Here is a 17,583-nt window from a genome sequence, read left to right on the forward strand (position 1 = left end):
GGCACCGCTGCGCTCGCCGGGCATGGCCCGGCGCTACAGCGCTTCCAGGCTGCACCACGGCAGCCCGGGCAGTCCCTGCCCCGCCACCGCCGCTGCCACCTGCACGTCGGCCGCTTCCACATCGATGCCCTGGCGCACGTACCACGCCGGATCGTAGTAGCTGTGTGCATAGCGGTCGCCGCTGTCGCACAGGATGCTGACGATGCTGCCCTGGCGGCCGGCCTCGCGCATCCACTGCGCCGCCTGCAGCACACCGATGAAGTTGGTGCCGGTGGAGCCGCCCACGCGCCGGCCGAGCTGGCGGCTGACATGGCGCATCGCCGCCAGGCTCAGGTCATCGGGCACCTTCACCATCGCGTCGACGCAGGTCGGAATGAAGCTCGATTCCACGCGCGGGCGGCCGATGCCTTCGACCCGTGAACCGCCGCTGCAGGTCAGGTCACGCCACTGGCTTTCGCCGGCGACGGCGGCCTGGTAGCCGTCGAAGAACACCGATACTTCCGGGTCGGCGCACAGGATCCGGGTGTCGTGCCGGCGGTAGCTGACGTAACGGCCCAGCGTGGCGGCGGTGCCGCCGGTGCCCGGGCCGCATACGATCCAGTCCGGGATCGGACTCGGCTCCTCGGCCATCTGCTTGAAGATGGACTCGGCGATGTTGTTGTTGGCCCGCCAGTCGGTCGCACGCTCGGCATAGGTGAACTGGTCCATGAAGTGGCCGCCGGTTTCGCGGGCCAGGCGCTCCGAGTCGCAGTTGAGATCGCAGGCGCGTTCGACCAGATGGCAGCGACCGCCATGGAACTCGATGGCAGCGATCTTCTCCGGCGAGGTGGTGGCCGGCATCACCGCAATGAACGGCAGCCCGAGCAGTCGCGCGAAGTAGGCTTCGGACACGGCCGTGGAGCCGCTGGACGCTTCGATCACCGGCCGCCCTTCGCGCAACCAGCCGTTGGCCAGCGCATACAGGAACAGCGAGCGCGCCAGCCGGTGCTTGAGGCTGCCGGTGGGGTGGCTGGATTCGTCCTTCAGGTAGACCTCGATGCCATCGAACCCGGGCAACGCCAGCGGGATCAGGTGGGTATCGGCGGAACGATTGAAATCGGCTTCGATCTTGCGGATGGCGGCAGCCACCCATTCACGCTGCGACATGGCGGCAATGGTCATCAGGACGGAACGGTGCGATCCGGCCATTGTACGTCGCAGTGCCGTCAGCTGCCGGACCGTAGAATGGGGCATCCGGCCAGCAACGGCCCTGTCTGAAGGACCTCCCCCATGACCATTCCCGCCCTGCGCGATGTCCCCGGCGTCGCCGCCCAGGCCCCGGCCGAAACCACCGGCTTCGTGTTCAACCACACCATGCTGCGGGTCAAGGACATCACGGCCTCGCTGGATTTCTACACCCGCGTGCTCGGCTACCAGCTGATCGACAAGCGCGACTTCCCGGAGGCCCGGTTCAGCCTCTACTTCCTGGCCTACGTGCCGGCCGGCGCGGTGGTGCCGGAGGACGATGCCCAGCGCCGCCTGTGGATGGCCGGCCTGCCGGGCGTGCTGGAGCTGACCCACAACCACGGCACCGAAACCCAGGACGGCGCGGTCTACCACGACGGCAACAGCGACCCGCGCGGCTTCGGCCACATCTGCGTGTCGGTGCCGGACATCGAAGCGGCCTGCCAGCGCTTCGAGGACCTGGGCGTGACGTTCCAGAAGCGCCTGGCCGACGGCCGCATGAAGCACCTGGCCTTCATCAAGGACCCGGACGGCTACTGGGTCGAGATCATCTCCAACGCCTGACCCGGAAAGGGGCACAATTCCGGTAGCGCCGGGCCATGCCCGGCGGCCTTGAGCAGGCCGCGCTGCGCGCTCGCCGGGCACGGCCCGGCGCTACCGACTCCGTCCCCTTTTTTGCGAGGTCCGTATGGAAACGATGGAACTGCACCGCGGGCGCCTGATCGACCACCTGCAACTGGTGGTGCGCGATCTGGCCGCCAGCCGCCGCTTCTACCAGGCGGTATTCGATACGATCGGCATTCCGATCGCCGGCGAAGGCGATGATTACTTCTGGGCCGACGAGCTGTTCATCTCCACGGCCAGCAGCGAGGCCGCCGCCGGCCAGCTGACCGGCCGCCACCACCTGGCCTTCCAGGCGCGCGACAGCGCCACTGTCGATGCATTCCACAAGGCCGCCATCGCCGCCGGAGGCACCGACAACGGCGCACCCGGCGAACGCCCCTACCATCCCGGCTATTACGGCGCGTTCGTGCTCGATCCGGATGGCAACAACATCGAAGTGGTCTACCACGGCCCGGCCACCTACAGCGCCGACTCGGTGAAAGTCAGCTTCTGATTCCCGGGCTGCACGCGCTGGGCATGGCCCGGTGCCAGCAACGAAAAAGCCGGGCATTGCCCGGCTTTTTCGCAGGCGGGCCGGCGTCAGTGCGCGGCCATGTAGATGTCCTGCAACACCGCCTTTTCCAGTTCCAGCTCGCCCAGCAGGTTCTTCACGATGTCGCCCAGGCTGAGGATGCCGACCAGGCTGTTGCCGTCGGTGACCATCAGGTGGCGACGACGCGAATACGTCATGAGCGACATGGCCTGCTTCAGGGTCGCCTCCGGCGCGATGCCTTCCAGGCCGGTGGACGGCACGCTGGAAATCACCCGTCGCCCGGCCTGCGGACCGTCGTCGGCCAGGGTACGCACGATGTCCTTCTCGGAAATGATGCCGACCGGGGCACCGTCCTTCATCACCACCAGGGCTGCGATCTTGTTCGCGCTCATCTTGTGGGCGGCGGCACCGATGGTGTCTTCCGCATCGATGGTGATGACAGCTTCTTTCTTGTATTGCAGGAGTTCGCGGACGTTCATTCTTGTTTCCTGGTGCAGGTCACTGAAGTCAAAAAAGTGTGCTCTTCCGATACGCCCCCTCCCCGGGAACAGACCTTTCAGCGCACGTCTGGCGCACCCGGCTGCCGGTGGAACGGATCGGCAGACAGCGTGCTGCAACGCGAACGAGGCGGGTTCAACAGCGTGCCCGTATCTCGGTCGGATCGATTCTACGACTGCGTCCATCGGTCACTACCGGCACGGATGGGACAGTTCGTCGTGGGAACCAAGCGACGATCCAGAGAATGGCACCGTGGCTGAAACCGAGGCTGAATGCCGCAGTGAGCGCCGCTCAAGCGCAGCCATGCGCTGCCGACAGGCGGACACAACCACCCGGCGGTGTCCCACTTGCTGCGGTTGCCGGATCATTGCCCGCACAAACGAAAGGGGCCACATCAGGCCCCTTTCGCGTGCGACAGGCAGTGGATCTGGCGCGGCTTACTCGACCGTCACGCTCTTGGCCAGGTTGCGCGGCTTGTCCACGTCGGTGCCGCGTGCCAGTGCGGTGTGGTAGGCCAGCAGCTGCACCGGGATGGTGTGCACGATCGGGCTGAGCACGCCGGCATGACGCGGCGTGCGGATCACGTGCACGCCCTCGGACTCGCTGAAATTGCTGTCCTGGTCGGCGAACACGAACAGCTCGCCGCCACGCGCGCGCACTTCCTGCATGTTCGACTTCACCTTTTCCAGCAGGCTGTCGTTGGGCGCGATCACCACCACCGGCATGTCCTCGTCCACCAGCGCCAGCGGACCGTGCTTGAGCTCGCCGGCCGGGTAGGCCTCGGCATGGATGTACGAGATTTCCTTGAGCTTGAGCGCGCCTTCCAGCGCGATCGGGTAATGCAGGCCGCGGCCGAGGAACAGCGCGCTGCTCTTGCGCGCGAAGCGCTCGGCCCAGGCGGCGATCTGCGGCTCCATGTTCAGCGCGTGCTGCACGCTGCCCGGCAGGAAGCGCAGCTGCTCCAGGTAGTCCGCTTCCTGTGCGGCATCGACACGGCCCTTCAGCTTGCCCAGCACCACGGTCAGCTGGAACAGCGCGGCCAGCTGGGTGGTGAAGGCCTTGGTCGAGGCGACGCCGATCTCGGCACCGGCGCGGGTGTAGCAGACCAGTTCGCTGGCGCGCGGAATCGCGCTTTCCGGCACGTTGCAGATCGACAGCGTGTGCGTGTGGCCCAGCGACTTGGCGTACTTCAATGCTTCCATCGTATCCAGCGTTTCGCCGGACTGGGAGATGGTCACGATCAGGTGCTTCGGGTTGGCATAGGCGGCGCGGTAGCGGTACTCGCTGGCAATCTCCACGCTGCACGGCAGGCCGGCGATGGATTCGATCCAGTAGCGCGCGGTCAGGCCCGAGTAGTAGCTGGTGCCGCAGGCCAGGATCTGCACGCCTTCGATACCGGACAGCACGGCCTCGGCGTTCTTGCCGAACAGCTCGGCCGGGAAACCACCGGCGTCGATCGCCGCTTCGATGGTGTCACCCAGCGCGCGCGGCTGCTCGTGGATTTCCTTCTGCATGAAGTGGCGGTACGGGCCCAGCTCCAGCGACGCAAGCGAGACATCGGACAGATGCACATCGCGTTCGACCGGCTGGTCGTTGCCATCGAAGATCCTCACCCCGTCGCGGCGCACCTCGGCGGTGTCGCCCTCTTCCAGGAAGATCACCTTGCGCGTGGCCGAGATCACCGCCGACACGTCGGAGGCGACGAAGTTCTCGCCCTCGCCCAGGCCGACCAGCAGCGGGCAGCCCATGCGCGCGCAGACGAAACGTTCCGGTTCGGCGCGGCTGACCACGGCCAGCGCGTAGGCACCGGTCAGTTCCTTCACCGTGTGCTGCAGGGCGACCAGCAGGTCATCGCCATTCTTCAGATGGTGGTGGATCAGGTGCGCGATCACCTCGGTGTCGGTCTGCGACTCGAAGCTGTAGCCCAGCGCACGCAGCTTCTCGCGCTGTTCTTCATGGTTCTCGATGATGCCGTTGTGCACCAGCGCCACGCCGTGGCTGATGTGCGGGTGCGCATTGGCCTCGGTCACGCCACCGTGGGTGGCCCAGCGCGTGTGGCCGATACCGAGGCTGGCGTTGAAGCCCTCGCTCTCGGCAGCCGTGGCCATCTCCGAGACGCGCCCGGTGCGGCGCACACGGCGGACGTCGGGCCGCTCGGCCTGGTCGATCACCGCGATACCGGAGGAGTCGTAACCGCGATATTCCAGCCGCTTCAGTCCTTCGATCAGGACCGGCACCACATCGCGATCCGCGATCGCACCCACGATTCCACACATGTCACGTAGTTCCTTGAAGACAGTGGCCGCATTCTAGCCTGCGTGCCTGCCAGCCCCCTCCTGTCCGCTTAATGAAAGTGTCCGCAAAGGTGTCCGCGGACACCCGGACAGTCGCCGCGCTTCCGCAACCCCTTGATTGGCAATGAAATAAAGTTGGCACGCTACGTGCTTTGGATGGGATACCACTCTGGCAGCACCGACAGGCACGAACCCGATGATCCGCGACACCTCCGCCCAGGACCAGATCGTTTCTTCCGCCCCGGCCACTGCCCCCAAGGCGGTCTGGCACCGCTACCGCTGGCCGGCGCTGGCCGGCCTGGTGCTGCTGGCCGCCATCGGCTGGGCGGTGCACGCCTGGTCCAACGCCAGCCGCTCGTTCGACAGCAGCCGGGTGCGCGTGGCCGAGGTGCAGCGCGGTGACCTGGTCCGCGACATCGCCGCCGACGGCCGCGTGATCGCTGCCAACAGCCCGGTGCTGTACGCGATCTCCGCCGGCACCGTGGACCTGAAGGTGGTCGCCGGCGACGTGGTGAAGAAGGGCCAGGAGCTGGCGATCATCGACAGCCCCGAACTGCGCAGCAAGCTGGCGCAGGAAGAGGCGACCCTGGCCGGGCTGGAAGCCGAAGCCAGCCGTGCCAACCTGGATGCCACCCTGGCCCGCGCCAAGGCACGCAAGGAAACCGACCAGGCCACCATCGAGCGGCAGGCTGCCGAACGTGACCTGCAGCGCTACCAGCGCGGCTACGACGGCGGTGCGGTGCCGCAGATCGACCTGGCCAAGGCCAGGGACAGCCTGAAGAAGGCCGACATCAGCCTGGTCAACGCGACCACCGACGCCCGCCTGCAGAGCCAGGGCGCCGACCTGGATGCGCGCAACAAGCGGCTGCTGGCCGACCGCCAGAAGGCCGTGGTGGCCGAGGTGCAGCGCCAGGTCGACGCCCTGACCCTGCGCGCGCCGTTCGACGGCCAGGTCGGCCAGGTGCAGGCCACCCAGGCCACCAACCTGGCCGCCAACGCGCCGGTGCTGGGCGTGGTCGACCTGTCCCGGTTCGAAGTCGAGATCAAGGTGCCGGAAAGCTTCGCCCGTGATCTGGCGATCGGCATGCCGGCACAGTTGACCGGTGGCAATGGCCAGCCGTTCCCCGGCGAGATCAGTGCGGTATCGCCGGAAGTGGTCAACGGCGAGGTCAACGCCCGCGTGCGCTTCGCCAGCGCGCAGCCGGAAGGCCTGCGCCAGAGCCAGCGGATGTCGGTGCGCGTGCTGCTCGACACCCGCAGGAACGTGCTGAAGGTTGAGCGCGGCCCGTTCGTCGAACAGGGCAACGGCGTGGCCTACGTGATGGACGGCCGCACGGCGGTGCGGCGTCCGGTGGAACTGGGCGTCAGCAGCCTGGGCGAAGTGGAAATCAAGTCGGGTGTGCAGCCGGGGGACCGCATCGTGGTCTCGGGCAGCGACCTGTTCAAGGACGCCGAACGCGTCACCGTCAACTGATACATCCTGGAGAGAGGACACCCCATGTACATGCTCGAAATGCGTTCGGTCGCCAAGGTCTTCCGCACCGAACAGGTGGAAACCCATGCACTGCGCTCGCTGGAACTGCAGGTCAGGGAAGGCGAGTTCGTTGCCGTCACCGGCCCGTCCGGTTCCGGCAAGACCACCTTCCTGAACATCGCCGGGCTGCTGGAGACCTTCACCAGCGGCACCTACCTGCTCGATGGCCAGGACGTGAGCACGCTGGGCGATGACGCGCGCAGCCGCCTGCGCAACCAGAAGATCGGCTTCATCTTCCAGGGCTTCAACCTGATTCCGGACCTGAACCTGTTCGACAACGTCGACGTGCCGCTGCGCTATCGCAGGATGAGCGCCAACGAGCGCCGCGAACGCATCGAGAAGGCGCTGACCCAGGTCGGCCTCGGTTCGCGCATGAAGCACTACCCCAACGAACTGTCCGGTGGCCAGCAGCAGCGCGCAGCGATTGCCCGTGCCCTGGCCGGCAGCCCGCGCCTGCTGCTGGCCGACGAACCGACCGGCAACCTGGATACGCAGATGGCACGCGGGGTGATGGAACTGCTGGAGGAAATCAACGCCGCCGGCACCACCATCGTGATGGTGACCCACGATCCGGAACTGGCGGCACGCGCCCAGCGCAACGTGCATATCGTCGATGGCCAGGTGACCGACGTGGTGCGCGAGCCGGTGCTGGCCACCCCGCGCCGCATCGTCGCCGTGAACGAGTGAGGGCACGACCATGTTCGCCTACTACGCCCGACTGGCGGTGCGCAGCTTCCGCCGCAACAAGGTACTCACCGCGCTGATGGTGGTGGCCATCGCGCTGGGCATCGGCGCCTCGATGACCACCCTGACCGTGTTCCACGTGCTGTCCGGCGATCCGATCCCGGACAAGAGCGATCGCCTGTTCTACGTGCAGATCGATCCACGGCCGCGCTCGGGCTACCTGACCGGCGAAGAGCCGGAAGAGCAGATGACGCGCTTCGATGCCGAGACCCTGCTGCGCGAGAAGCGTGGCCAGCACCAGGCGATGATGAGTGCCGGCGACATGACCGTCGAGCCGGAAAGCAGCACGTTGAAGCCCTTCAGCATCGACACGCGCTGGACCTCGGCCGATTTCTTCCCGATGTTCAACGTGCCGATGCAGTATGGCCGCGCCTGGACCCGCAGTGACGACGACGGCCGCTCGCGCGTGGTGGTGCTGTCGCGGACGCTCAACGACAAGCTGTTCCAGGGCGCCAACAGCGTCGGCCGCGAGATCCGCGCCAGCGGTCATTCGCTGCGGGTGATCGGGGTGATGCAGGACTGGAATCCGGAGCCACACTTCTTCGACCTCACCGTGGGCACCTACGGCCGCGACGAAGATCTGCTGATGCCGCTGTCGACCGCGATGGACCTCAAGCTGGGCAGCAACGGCAACATCAACTGCTTCCGCGACGGACCGCCCGGCGAGGACAGCAATTCGCTCAACGCACCGTGCACCTGGATCCAGTACTGGGTGGAACTGGACCCGTCCAGGGTCGATGACTATCGCCGCTACCTGGTCAACTACTCCGACCAGCAGCGTGCGGCTGGCCGCTTCGAACGCCCGGCCAACGTGCGCCTGCGCCCGGTGATGGAATGGCTGACCTTCAAGAACGCGGTGCCCAGCGATGTGCGCCTGCAGATGTGGCTGGCACTGGGCTTCCTGGGAGTGTGCCTGGTCAACACCGTGGGCCTGCTGCTGGCCAAGTTCCTGCGCCGCAGCGGCGAGATCGGCGTGCGCCGTGCACTGGGGGCCAGCCGCGGGCAGATCTTCCTGCAGTGCCTGGTCGAAGCCGGCGCGGTCGGCGTGGTCGGCGGCGTGCTCGGCATCGGCCTGGCGCTGCTGGGCCTGTATGCGGTGCGCCAGCAGCCGGTGGACTACGCCAAGCTGGCCCACCTGGACGGCAGCATGCTGATGCTCGCCCTCGGCCTGACCCTGCTCGCCAGCCTCGCTGCCGGTTTCCTGCCCGCCTGGCGCGCGATGCAGGTCACCCCGGCCATCCAGCTCAAGTCGCAGTAAGCACCAGAACGAGGACTTCCCATGGACATCCGCCCCATCCTCAGCACCCTGCGCCGGCACAAGACCGCCGCGGCCCTGATCGTGCTTGAAATCGCCCTGACCTGCGCCATCGTCTGCAATGCCCTGTTCCTGGTCACCCAGCGCGTGGAGAAGATCAGCCAGCCCAGCGGCCTGGTCGAGAACGAACTGGTCATGGTCCGGGTCAGCGGCATCGGCGAGCAGACCAACGGCATGGCCCGCACCCGCGAGGACCTGGCTGCGCTGCGCAGCATCCCCGGCGTGACCCACGTGGCCAAGGTCAACCAGCTGCCGTTCCGCAGCAACTCCACCAACACCAGCATCTCGCGCGAGCGCGAGCAGGAACGGCCGACCGCGTTCGTTTCGCTGTACATGCTCAGTGAGAACGCACTGCCCACCCTGGGCCTGCAGCTGGTCGCTGGCCGCGACTTCCAGCCCAGCGAGTACGTCGATTTCGACGAGATCCAGAAGAACCCGACGCCGGACCGCGCCACGCCGGTGATCATCAACCAGCAGGTCGCGGCCAAGATGTACCCCGACCAGAACGCGCTGGGCAAGACCTTCTATGCCGGCAACCAGGCACTGCACGTGGTCGGCATCGTCGCCCACCTGGCGGCGCCGACCAACTACAACGACAACAGCGAACTGTCGATGATCCTGCCGGTCCGCACCGACTTCACCCGCGGCCCGTACATGCTGCGCACCGCGCCGGAACGGCGCGGCGAGGTGCTGAAGGGCGCGCTGGCGGCACTGGAGCGCAATGACCCCAACCGCCTGGTGCGCGAGAAGCTGACCTATGAGGAACAGCGTGCCGACTACTTCAAGAACGACCGCGCCATGGTCGGCCTGCTGGTCACCGTGTGCGTGGCGCTGCTGGTGGTCACCGCGCTGGGCATCGTCGGCCTGGCCAGCTTCTGGGTACAGCAGCGCAGCAAGCAGATCGGCATCCGCCGCGCGCTCGGTGCCACCCGCGGCCAGGTGCTGCGCTATTTCCAGACCGAGAACTTCCTGCTGGCCACGCTGGGCATCGTGCTGGGCATGCTGGCGGCCTATGCCATCAACCTGGCGCTGATGAACATGTACGAGCTGCCGCGCATGCCGCTGATGTACCTGCCGCTGGGTGCGGTGCTGCTGTGGGTGCTGGGCCAGATCGCCGTGTTCGGGCCGGCCCGCCGCGCCGCTGCGGTGCCGCCGGCCGTCGCCACGCGGGGGGCCTGACATGCGCGCTTGCGTGCTGACACTGATGCTGGCCGCCGTGCTGCCGCTGCCGGCGCTGGCCGGCACCACCACCTCCTCCTCGCAGACGCTGGACTGGCAGCAGAACGACGCACGCCTGTCGCTGCGCTCGACCGAAGGCCAGGTGCGGGTGGACGCGGCCAGCCCCGAAGCACGCTTCGGCGTGCGCCGCGGCGACCGCATCCTGCGTGCCGACGACTCCCCGGTGCGGCAGATCGAGCAGCTGGGCCAGGCCATGCACCGGGCGTCGTCGCCCACGGTCTACCTGTTGCTGCGCCGCGACGGCCGGCTGCTGACGGTACCGGTCACGGTCGCGGCGTGGCGACCGGCGCTGAATCCGCCCGCACCACCGCCACCGCCGCCGCCACCGCCGCGCTGAGTCCGGACACCCCTGCGCTGCCGCTGGTTTCGCTAATATTGCAGAGCGGCCCGGCAGTGCCGGGCCATGCCCGGCGGCTGCCGCCGCTGCAACTGCACCCGCCCCGCCGGGCATGGCCCGGCGCTACCTCTTTGCGACCCATGCCCGCGATCCTGATCATCGACGACAATGCCAGCGTGGGTACCGCGCTGGATGTGCTGTTCTCCCTGCACGACATCGACACGCTGCAGGCGCAGAGCCCGGCCGAGGGGCTGGCGCTGCTGGAATCGCAGCCGGTCGACCTGGTCATCCAGGACATGAACTTCAGCGAGGACACCACCTCGGGCGAAGAAGGCGAGGCGCTGTTCGCGCAGATCCGCGCACGCCACCCGGACCTGCCGGTGATCCTGCTCACCGCCTGGACCCACCTGAGCAGTGCCGTGGACCTGGTCAAGGCCGGGGCTGCCGACTACCTGGCCAAGCCCTGGGACGACCGCAAGCTGCTGACCACGGTCAACAACCTGCTGGAGCTTTCCGAAGCCCGGCGCGAGCTGGACCAGCGCCGCCAGCGCGAGCAGCGCCAGCGCCATGCGCTGGAGCAGAAGTACGACCTGTGCGGTGCGGTGTTCGCCGATCCGGCCAGCGAGCGGGTGATCGCGCTGGCCTGCCAGGTCGCGCGTTCGGAACTGCCGGTCCTGATCACCGGCGCCAACGGCGCCGGCAAGGAGAAGATCGCGCAGATCATCCAGGCCAACTCGCTGGTGGCCAAGGGTCCGTTCGTGGCGGTCAACTGCGGCGCCCTGCCCTCGGAGCTGATCGAGGCCGAACTGTTCGGTGCCGAGGCCGGTGCCTATACCGGCGCCAACAAGGCGCGCGAGGGCAAGTTCGAGGCTGCCGACGGCGGCACGCTGTTCCTGGATGAGATCGGCAACCTGTCGCTGGGTGGGCAGATGAAGCTGCTGCGCGTGCTCGAGACCGGGCGCTTCGAGCGGCTGGGATCCAACCGCGAACGCCAGGTCAAGGTGCGCGTGGTCAGCGCCACCAATGCCGACCTGCCGGCGATGATCCGCGATGGCAGCTTCCGTGAGGACCTCTACTACCGCCTCAACACGGTGGAACTGGTGCTGCCGCCGCTGGCCGAACGCCCCGGCGACATCGTGCCGCTGGCCGAGCGCTTCCTGACCGCAGGCAAGCCGCTGTCCAGCACCGCCGTCGCCGCCCTGCAGCGGCACCCGTGGCCGGGCAACGTGCGCGAGCTGCGCAACGTGATCCAGCGCGCCGAGCTGCTGGCCAGTGGCGCCCGCATCGAGGTGGGCGATCTCAACCTGCCGCGCGCAGCGGCGGCCCCCCGGCCGGCCCCCGCTGCCGGCAACGACCCGGACCGCGCGCGCATCGAAGACGTGCTGGCGCGCAACCACGGTGTCATCGCGCAGGCAGCGGCCGAACTCGGCCTGAGCCGCCAGGCGCTGTACCGGCGCATGGACCGCCACGGCATCCCGCGCGAATGAAACGGCGCTCCTTCACCTTCCGCCTGTTCCTGCGCCTGCTGCCGGTGCTGGCGCTGGCCGCCGCGCTGCCGTGGCTGCTGGCGTACTGGATGGACCATGGCTGGCTGGTGACCACCGTTTCCACCATCATCCTGCTCTCGCTGATGTGGTGGACGCTGCGCCGCGCCACCGCACCGGTGCGTTCGCTGATGCGGGCGCTGTCCGGTACCACCAGCAGCTACCGCGATGGCGAGTACACCTTCGGCGTGTACTGGCCGGGCAACGACGAACTGGGTGACCTGGTGCAGGCGCACCGCGAGCTGGGCGACGTCCTGCGCGCCCAGCGCCAGGGCCTGGTGCAGCGCGAGCTGCTGCTGGACACCATGGTGCAGAACACCCCGGTGGCGATGCTGCTGATCGCCGCCGGTGGCGATGGCGTGGCCCGGGTGGTGTTCTCCAACCTGGCGGCGCGCAAGCTGCTGCATGGTGGCTGGAAGCTGGAAGGCCAGCGCCTGGAAGACGTGCTGGAGCAGCTGCCGGTGGAACTGCGCGATGCGATCGGGCGCGGCGGCGACAGCCTGTTCGCGGTGCAGGCCGAGGGCGAGGACGGCGACGAGGACGATGAGCAGGTCTACCACCTGTCGCGCCGCGCGTTCCAGCTCAACGGCCGGCCGCATGACCTGCTGCTGGTGCGCCAGCTCACCGCCGAGCTGCGCCGGCAGGAAGTGCAGACCTGGAAGAAGGTGATCCGGGTCATCAGCCACGAGCTCAACAACTCACTGGCCCCGATTGCGTCGCTGGCGCATTCCGGTGGCGAGCTGGTCAAGCGCGAGCGCTTTGACCGCCTGCCGGAGATCTTCACCACCATCGAAGATCGTGCGCGCCACCTGGAGGGATTCATCCGCGGCTACGCACGCTTTGCCAAGCTGCCGCAGCCCCAGTTGCAGACCGTGCACTGGGCGCCGTTCCTGTCCAGCCTGTGCCAGCAGATCCCGTTCACGATGGAGCGCGAACCGGACCAGGAGCTGAGCAGCCGCATCGATATCGCGCAGTTCGGCCAGGCCCTGCTCAACCTGCTGAAGAATGCCCACGAGGCGTGCGCCGAGGCAGAACCGCCGAACGATGACGTGCGTGTGCAGCTGACCCGGCTGCCGCAGTGGCTGCGGCTGGACGTGCTCGACCGCGGCAAGGGCATGAACGAGCAGGTCCTGCAGAACGCGCTGATGCCGTTCTATTCCACCAAGCGCAACGGGACCGGGCTGGGGTTGGCGCTGACCCGCGAGATCGTCGAGGCACACGGCGGCCGGGTGTCCCTGCAGAACCGCCCCGACGGGGGGCTGTGCGTGTCGATCCTGCTGCCAGTGGGGTGAGCGGCTGGCCGTCTCCCCGCATGGCGTGGAGACGTTGCTACAGCACTCGCCGCATCGCCACCCGCAGGTGCATCGGGAAGCCCAGCGCGGCTTCCTCGGCCATCACCGCCCGCAGCCCGGCCGGCCACCCGCCCGCCGGCACTGCAACGAAGCCCTCGCTGGCGTAGAAGGCCGCATTCCACGGCACGTCGGACAGCGTGGTCAGCACCGCCGCCGGATAGCCCTGTGCCTTGGACGCGGCCAGCGCATGCTGCAGCAACGCTCGCCCGTAACCCCGCCGCGCATGGCTGGGATCCACGTCCATCTGCAGCACATGGAAATCGCCATCGAGCACCCCGCCCAGCAGGTAGCCGGCAAGCCCGCCCCCGGTGCCATCCACCACCCACAGCTGTCCGCGCTGCAGGCCCTCCTGCAACGTCGGCAGGTCGAGGCCGTGGCCGGCAAACACCGGATAGGCCGGGTGGCCCTTCAGCAGTTCGCCGGCACGCTGTTCGATGCGGAGCAGCGCGCCGAGCTCGTCGGCGCGCGCGAGCCGGGGCTCAGGACTTCTTGACCGGGCGATGCCAGCCATCGATGGTTTCCTGTCGTGCACGCGCCACCGTCAGCTTGCCATCGGGCGCAGTGCGGGTAATCACCGAACCTGCAGCAATCGTCGCACCTTCGCCGATCAGCAACGGCGCCACCAGCGAACTGTTGGAACCGATGAAGGCGTTGTCGCCGATGGTGGTGGTCGACTTGTTCACGCCGTCGTAGTTGCAGGTGATGGTGCCCGCGCCGATGTTGACCCGGCTGCCGACCACCGCATCCCCCAGGTAGGTCAGGTGGTTGGCCTTGCTGCCCACGCCCAGGGTCACCTTCTTGGTTTCCACGAAGTTGCCCACGTGCACGCCATCGGCCAGCACGGTACCCGGGCGCAGGCGCGCGAACGGACCGATCTGGGCCGCGCCCTCACTCACCACGCCCTCCACATCGCAGTGCGCGCGGACTTCGGTCCCCGCCCCCAGCGTCACGTCCTTGAGCCGGGTGAACGGGCCGATGGTCACGCCATCGCCCAGCACCACCCTGCCTTCCAGGATCACGTCGACATCGATCAGCACGTCGCTGCCGACGATCACCTCGCCACGGATGTCCAGCCGTGCCGGGTCCAGTACGCGTGCGCCCTGGGCGCACAGCGCACGGACCGCACGGCGCTGCCAGGCCCGCTCCAGCTGCGACAGCTGCCAGGGATCGTTGGCACCTTCCGCTTCCTGCGCGTCGGCCACCAGCGCCATCTCCGCCGGGGTGTACTCGCGTGCGGCGAAGGCGAACACGTCGGTCAGGTAGTACTCGCCCTGTGCGTTGCTGTTGGACAGCTGCGAGAGCCAACGACGCAGCGCGGTCGATTCGGCGGTGATGATGCCGGTGTTGATGATGCGCACACGGCGCTGTTCATCGTCGGCGTCCTTCTGCTCGACGATCGCGCCGACCTTGCCTTCGGCATCGCGCAGCACGCGGCCGTAGCCGGTGGGATCGTCCATCTCGGCCACCAGCACCGCCAGCCGGCCGGGTTGTTCCAGCAGCTCGCGCAGCGTCTGCGCACGGATCAGCGGCACGTCGCCGTACAGCACCAGCACCTGCGCGGCATCGGGCACCGCCGGCATGGCCTGCGCCACCGCATGGCCGGTGCCCAGCTGCTGGGCCTGCTCGGCCCACAGCAGGTCGGGCTGGTCGGCGAAGCGCTGGCGCACCGCCTCGCCGCCGTGGCCGTACACCACGTGGATGGCCGCCGGCTGCAGCTCACGCGCGGTGGCGATCACATGGGCCAGCATCGGCTGACCGGCGATCGGCTGCAGCACCTTCGGCAGCACCGACTTCATGCGCTTGCCGGCGCCGGCGGCCAGGATGATCACGTGCAGGGGTTGGGTCATGGGCGGTAATCCACAGCGTTCGATGGCGCTGATTCTAGAACGCGGGCCGTTAACATGGGACTCCCACCGCACGCGCCCGCCATGAGCCTGCTCCGCCAAGGTCGTTCCTACTTCGTTGTCGGCCTGCTTCAGCTGATGCTGGACTGGCTGGTGCTGGTCAGCAGCACGGCGCTGGGGCTGCCGGTGGCACCGGCCAACATCGCCGGCCGCGTGGCCGGGATGCTGCTGGGGTTCTGGCTCAATGGCCGCATCACCTTCGCCGACGCCGAGGGACAGCGCCTGGGTTGGCGTCGCTTCGCGCGCTTCCTGCCGTTGTGGCTGCTGCTCACCGCAGCCAGCACGCTGCTGGTCGCCGCTGCCGACCACGCACTGGGCCTGCGCTACGCGTGGGCGGCCAAGCCGCTGGTGGAAGGCGTGCTGGCCGTCGTATCGTTCCTGCTGCTGCGCTGCGTCGTGTACCGCTGACCGGCCGCAGCAGGGCCTGCGCGGGCCGGAAACAAAAACGCCGGCACATGGCCGGCGTTTCTGCAGGTGTCGTCTGACCCTCAGTGCTTGAGGGTCTTGCGCAGGCGCTCGAGGGCCTGCAGCTGGACAACGGCTTCGGCCAGCTTCTGCTGGGCTTCGGCAATTTCCATGGCTTCGCCACGGTTGGCCAGGATGCGCTCGGCTTCTTCCTTGGCCTTGCGGACCGAGGCTTCGTCGATGTCCTGTGCACGGATCGCGGTGTCGGCCAGCACGGTCACCACCTGCGGCTGCACCTCGAGGATGCCGCCGGAAATGGCGAAGTCCAGCTGCTCGCCGTTCGGCGTGGTCACCACCACCTTGCCCGGCTTCAGGCGGGTGATCAGCGGTGCGTGCTTGGGCGCGATGCCCAGCTCGCCCAGCTCACCGGTGGCCACGACCAGGGTCGCTTCGCCACGGAAGATTTCCTGCTCGGCGCTGACGATGTCGCAACGGATGGTGCTCATGTAACTCTCTTCGCTAGGGGGCGGGTGTGACCCACCGCAGGGATTCCGCAGCGGTGGGCGCAGGCCCACCCCGTGTCACGGTCGGGACGGGCGGCTGCCCGTCCCTGCCGCATCAGGCCTTCTCGGCCATCTTCTTGGCCTTCTCGACCGCTTCTTCGATGCCGCCGACCATGTAGAACGCCTGCTCCGGCAGGTGGTCGTACTCGCCATCGACGATGGCCTTGAAGCCACGGATGGTGTCCTTCAGCGGCACGTACTTGCCCGGCGAACCGGTGAACACTTCGGCCACGTGGAACGGCTGGCTGAAGAAGCGCTCGATCTTGCGGGCGCGCGACACGGCCTGCTTGTCTTCTTCGGACAGTTCGTCCATGCCCAGGATGGCGATGATGTCCTTCAGTTCCTTGTACTTCTGCAGGGTCTGCTGGACGCGCTGGGCGGTGTCGTAGTGCTCGTGGCCGATGACCAGCGGGTCCATCTGGCGGCTGGTGGAGTCCAGCGGATCGACGGCCGGGTAGATACCCAGCGAGGCGATCGAACGCGACAGGGTGACGGTCGAGTCCAGGTGGGCGAAGGTGGTCGCCGGCGACGGGTCGGTCAGGTCGTCCGCGGGAACGTAGACGGCCTGGATCGAGGTGATCGAGCCATTCTTGGTCGAGGTGATGCGCTCCTGCAGGACGCCCATTTCCTCGGCCAGGGTCGGCTGGTAACCCACGGCGGACGGCATGCGGCCCAGCAGTGCCGACACTTCGGTACCGGCCAGGGTGTAGCGGTAGATGTTGTCGACGAACAGCAGCACGTCCTTGCCCTTGCCGTTCTCGTCCTTCTCGTCACGGAAGTACTCGGCCATGGTCAGGCCGGTCAGGGCGACGCGCAGACGGTTGCCCGGCGGCTCGTTCATCTGGCCGTACACCATCGCCACCTTGTCCAGGACGTTGGAGTCCTTCATTTCGTGGTAGAAGTCGTTGCCCTCACGGGTACGCTCGCCCACGCCGGCGAACACGGACAGACCGCTGTGCGCCTTGGCGATGTTGTTGATCAGCTCCATCATGTTGACGGTCTTGCCGACGCCGGCGCCGCCGAACAGGCCGACCTTGCCGCCCTTGGCGAACGGGCACATCAGGTCGATGACCTTGATGCCGGTTTCCAGCAGTTCGGTGGCCGGGGACTGGTCTTCGTACGACGGGGCCGCACGGTGGATTTCCCAGTTGTCACTGGCGGCCACCGGGCCGGCTTCGTCGATCGGACGGCCGAGCACGTCCATGATGCGGCCCAGGGTGCCGGCGCCAACCGGCACGGAGATGCCGCGGTTGGTGTTGACGGCGACCAGGTTGCGCTTCAGGCCGTCGGTGGAACCGAGGGCGATGGTACGCACCACGCCGTCGCCCAGCTGCTGCTGGACTTCGAGGGTGATCTCGGTGTTTTCGACCTTCAGTGCGTCGTACACCTTCGGCACCGACTCACGCGGGAATTCGACGTCGACGACCGCGCCGATGATCTGAACGATCTTGCCCTGACTCATTGCTGCATCCTC

17 protein-coding genes are annotated in these 17,583 nt (G+C 67.7%); 10 read left to right on the forward strand and 7 right to left on the reverse strand.

What is annotated here, in order from left to right:
* Window positions 1–33: 33 nt before the first annotated feature.
* A complete protein-coding gene (locus Q5Z10_RS18575; protein ID WP_303639225.1) occupies window positions 34–1,146 on the reverse strand; it encodes a PLP-dependent cysteine synthase family protein in 1,113 nt (370 codons plus the stop codon).
* 123 nt (window positions 1,147–1,269) lie between these two features.
* On the opposite strand from Q5Z10_RS18575, the gene gloA reads away from it, so the two are divergent.
* Both gloA and Q5Z10_RS18585 read left to right on the forward strand, forming a co-directional pair.
* The gene (gloA, locus tag Q5Z10_RS18580) at window positions 1,270–1,788 is read left to right on the forward strand and encodes a lactoylglutathione lyase (RefSeq protein WP_303636829.1); all 519 of its coding nucleotides are present in this window, start codon (window positions 1,270–1,272) and stop codon (window positions 1,786–1,788) included.
* A 124-nt stretch (window positions 1,789–1,912) separates the two neighbouring features.
* Window positions 1,913–2,341, forward strand: coding sequence for a VOC family protein (locus Q5Z10_RS18585; protein ID WP_303636830.1), 429 nt, complete (start codon window positions 1,913–1,915; stop codon window positions 2,339–2,341).
* 86 nt (window positions 2,342–2,427) lie between these two features.
* On the opposite strand, the gene Q5Z10_RS18590 is transcribed toward Q5Z10_RS18585, so the two are convergent.
* The gene (locus Q5Z10_RS18590) at window positions 2,428–2,859 is read right to left on the reverse strand and encodes a CBS domain-containing protein (RefSeq protein WP_303636831.1); all 432 of its coding nucleotides are present in this window, start codon (window positions 2,857–2,859) and stop codon (window positions 2,428–2,430) included.
* 456 nt (window positions 2,860–3,315) lie between these two features.
* Window positions 3,316–5,154, reverse strand: a complete 1,839-nt coding sequence (gene glmS / locus Q5Z10_RS18595; protein ID WP_303636832.1) for a glutamine--fructose-6-phosphate transaminase (isomerizing) — start codon at window positions 5,152–5,154, stop codon at window positions 3,316–3,318.
* A 214-nt stretch (window positions 5,155–5,368) separates the two neighbouring features.
* Here glmS and Q5Z10_RS18600 point away from each other — a divergent pair, with 214 nt between their 5' ends.
* The 7 genes from Q5Z10_RS18600 to Q5Z10_RS18630 all read left to right on the forward strand — a co-directional run bounded on the left by Q5Z10_RS18600 (window position 5,369) and on the right by Q5Z10_RS18630 (window position 13,177).
* Window positions 5,369–6,646, forward strand: coding sequence for an efflux RND transporter periplasmic adaptor subunit (locus tag Q5Z10_RS18600; RefSeq protein WP_303636833.1), 1,278 nt, complete (start codon window positions 5,369–5,371; stop codon window positions 6,644–6,646).
* A 24-nt stretch (window positions 6,647–6,670) separates the two neighbouring features.
* A complete protein-coding gene (locus tag Q5Z10_RS18605; protein ID WP_303636834.1) occupies window positions 6,671–7,393 on the forward strand; it encodes an ABC transporter ATP-binding protein in 723 nt (240 codons plus the stop codon).
* Between the two features lie 10 nt (window positions 7,394–7,403).
* On the forward strand, window positions 7,404–8,708 hold the full coding sequence (locus Q5Z10_RS18610) for an ABC transporter permease (RefSeq protein ID WP_303636835.1): 1,305 nt from the start codon (window positions 7,404–7,406) through the stop codon (window positions 8,706–8,708).
* A gap of 21 nt (window positions 8,709–8,729) precedes the next feature.
* The gene (locus Q5Z10_RS18615) at window positions 8,730–9,944 is read left to right on the forward strand and encodes an ABC transporter permease (protein ID WP_303636836.1); all 1,215 of its coding nucleotides are present in this window, start codon (window positions 8,730–8,732) and stop codon (window positions 9,942–9,944) included.
* Window position 9,945: 1 nt separating this feature from the next.
* Window positions 9,946–10,341 (forward strand): PDZ domain-containing protein, encoded by a 396-nt coding sequence (locus tag Q5Z10_RS18620; RefSeq protein ID WP_303636837.1) that lies wholly within the window; start codon window positions 9,946–9,948, stop codon window positions 10,339–10,341.
* Between the two features lie 140 nt (window positions 10,342–10,481).
* Window positions 10,482–11,828 carry a sigma-54-dependent transcriptional regulator gene (locus Q5Z10_RS18625; RefSeq protein ID WP_303636838.1) on the forward strand — a complete coding sequence of 449 codons (1,347 nt, stop codon included), beginning with the start codon at window positions 10,482–10,484 and terminating at the stop codon, window positions 11,826–11,828.
* A complete protein-coding gene (locus Q5Z10_RS18630; protein WP_303636839.1) occupies window positions 11,825–13,177 on the forward strand; it encodes a sensor histidine kinase in 1,353 nt (450 codons plus the stop codon). The genes Q5Z10_RS18625 and Q5Z10_RS18630 overlap by 4 nt, the downstream gene beginning before the upstream one ends.
* A gap of 37 nt (window positions 13,178–13,214) precedes the next feature.
* On the opposite strand, the gene Q5Z10_RS18635 is transcribed toward Q5Z10_RS18630, so the two are convergent.
* On the reverse strand, window positions 13,215–13,748 hold the full coding sequence (locus Q5Z10_RS18635; protein WP_303636840.1) for a GNAT family N-acetyltransferase: 534 nt from the start codon (window positions 13,746–13,748) through the stop codon (window positions 13,215–13,217).
* The gene (glmU, locus tag Q5Z10_RS18640) at window positions 13,717–15,084 is read right to left on the reverse strand and encodes a bifunctional UDP-N-acetylglucosamine diphosphorylase/glucosamine-1-phosphate N-acetyltransferase GlmU (RefSeq protein ID WP_303636841.1); all 1,368 of its coding nucleotides are present in this window, start codon (window positions 15,082–15,084) and stop codon (window positions 13,717–13,719) included. The genes Q5Z10_RS18635 and glmU overlap by 32 nt, the downstream gene beginning before the upstream one ends.
* 81 nt (window positions 15,085–15,165) lie before the next feature.
* On the opposite strand from glmU, the gene Q5Z10_RS18645 reads away from it, so the two are divergent.
* A complete protein-coding gene (locus Q5Z10_RS18645) occupies window positions 15,166–15,549 on the forward strand; it encodes a GtrA family protein (RefSeq protein WP_303636842.1) in 384 nt (127 codons plus the stop codon).
* A gap of 80 nt (window positions 15,550–15,629) precedes the next feature.
* Here Q5Z10_RS18645 and Q5Z10_RS18650 read toward each other — a convergent pair whose 3' ends face one another.
* The gene (locus Q5Z10_RS18650) at window positions 15,630–16,052 is read right to left on the reverse strand and encodes a F0F1 ATP synthase subunit epsilon (RefSeq protein WP_006471332.1); all 423 of its coding nucleotides are present in this window, start codon (window positions 16,050–16,052) and stop codon (window positions 15,630–15,632) included.
* A 112-nt stretch (window positions 16,053–16,164) separates the two neighbouring features.
* On the reverse strand, window positions 16,165–17,571 hold the full coding sequence (gene atpD, locus Q5Z10_RS18655; protein WP_303636843.1) for a F0F1 ATP synthase subunit beta: 1,407 nt from the start codon (window positions 17,569–17,571) through the stop codon (window positions 16,165–16,167).
* Window positions 17,572–17,583: the final 12 nt, after the last annotated feature.

It is taken from the genome of Stenotrophomonas sp. 704A1 (assembly GCF_030549525.1).
Lineage (GTDB): Bacteria > Pseudomonadota > Gammaproteobacteria > Xanthomonadales > Xanthomonadaceae > Stenotrophomonas > Stenotrophomonas tuberculopleuritidis.

Excerpts from the sequence above, each read along its gene's own strand:
- Q5Z10_RS18575 (WP_303639225.1), bottom strand. The coding sequence starts at position 1,146 with ATGTCGCAGCGTGAATGGGTGGCTGCCGCCATCCGCAAGATCGAAGCC.
- gloA (WP_303636829.1), top strand. The coding sequence starts at position 1,270 with ATGACCATTCCCGCCCTGCGCGATGTCCCCGGCGTCGCCGCCCAGGCC.
- Q5Z10_RS18585 (WP_303636830.1), top strand. The coding sequence starts at position 1,913 with ATGGAAACGATGGAACTGCACCGCGGGCGCCTGATCGACCACCTGCAA.
- Q5Z10_RS18590 (WP_303636831.1), bottom strand. The coding sequence starts at position 2,859 with ATGAACGTCCGCGAACTCCTGCAATACAAGAAAGAAGCTGTCATCACC.
- glmS (WP_303636832.1), bottom strand. The coding sequence starts at position 5,154 with ATGTGTGGAATCGTGGGTGCGATCGCGGATCGCGATGTGGTGCCGGTC.
- Q5Z10_RS18600 (WP_303636833.1), top strand. The coding sequence starts at position 5,369 with ATGATCCGCGACACCTCCGCCCAGGACCAGATCGTTTCTTCCGCCCCG.
- Q5Z10_RS18605 (WP_303636834.1), top strand. The coding sequence starts at position 6,671 with ATGTACATGCTCGAAATGCGTTCGGTCGCCAAGGTCTTCCGCACCGAA.
- Q5Z10_RS18610 (WP_303636835.1), top strand. The coding sequence starts at position 7,404 with ATGTTCGCCTACTACGCCCGACTGGCGGTGCGCAGCTTCCGCCGCAAC.
- Q5Z10_RS18615 (WP_303636836.1), top strand. The coding sequence starts at position 8,730 with ATGGACATCCGCCCCATCCTCAGCACCCTGCGCCGGCACAAGACCGCC.
- Q5Z10_RS18620 (WP_303636837.1), top strand. The coding sequence starts at position 9,946 with ATGCGCGCTTGCGTGCTGACACTGATGCTGGCCGCCGTGCTGCCGCTG.
- Q5Z10_RS18625 (WP_303636838.1), top strand. The coding sequence starts at position 10,482 with ATGCCCGCGATCCTGATCATCGACGACAATGCCAGCGTGGGTACCGCG.
- Q5Z10_RS18630 (WP_303636839.1), top strand. The coding sequence starts at position 11,825 with ATGAAACGGCGCTCCTTCACCTTCCGCCTGTTCCTGCGCCTGCTGCCG.
- Q5Z10_RS18635 (WP_303636840.1), bottom strand. The coding sequence starts at position 13,748 with ATGGCTGGCATCGCCCGGTCAAGAAGTCCTGAGCCCCGGCTCGCGCGC.
- glmU (WP_303636841.1), bottom strand. The coding sequence starts at position 15,084 with ATGACCCAACCCCTGCACGTGATCATCCTGGCCGCCGGCGCCGGCAAG.
- Q5Z10_RS18645 (WP_303636842.1), top strand. The coding sequence starts at position 15,166 with ATGAGCCTGCTCCGCCAAGGTCGTTCCTACTTCGTTGTCGGCCTGCTT.
- Q5Z10_RS18650 (WP_006471332.1), bottom strand. The coding sequence starts at position 16,052 with ATGAGCACCATCCGTTGCGACATCGTCAGCGCCGAGCAGGAAATCTTC.
- atpD (WP_303636843.1), bottom strand. The coding sequence starts at position 17,571 with ATGAGTCAGGGCAAGATCGTTCAGATCATCGGCGCGGTCGTCGACGTC.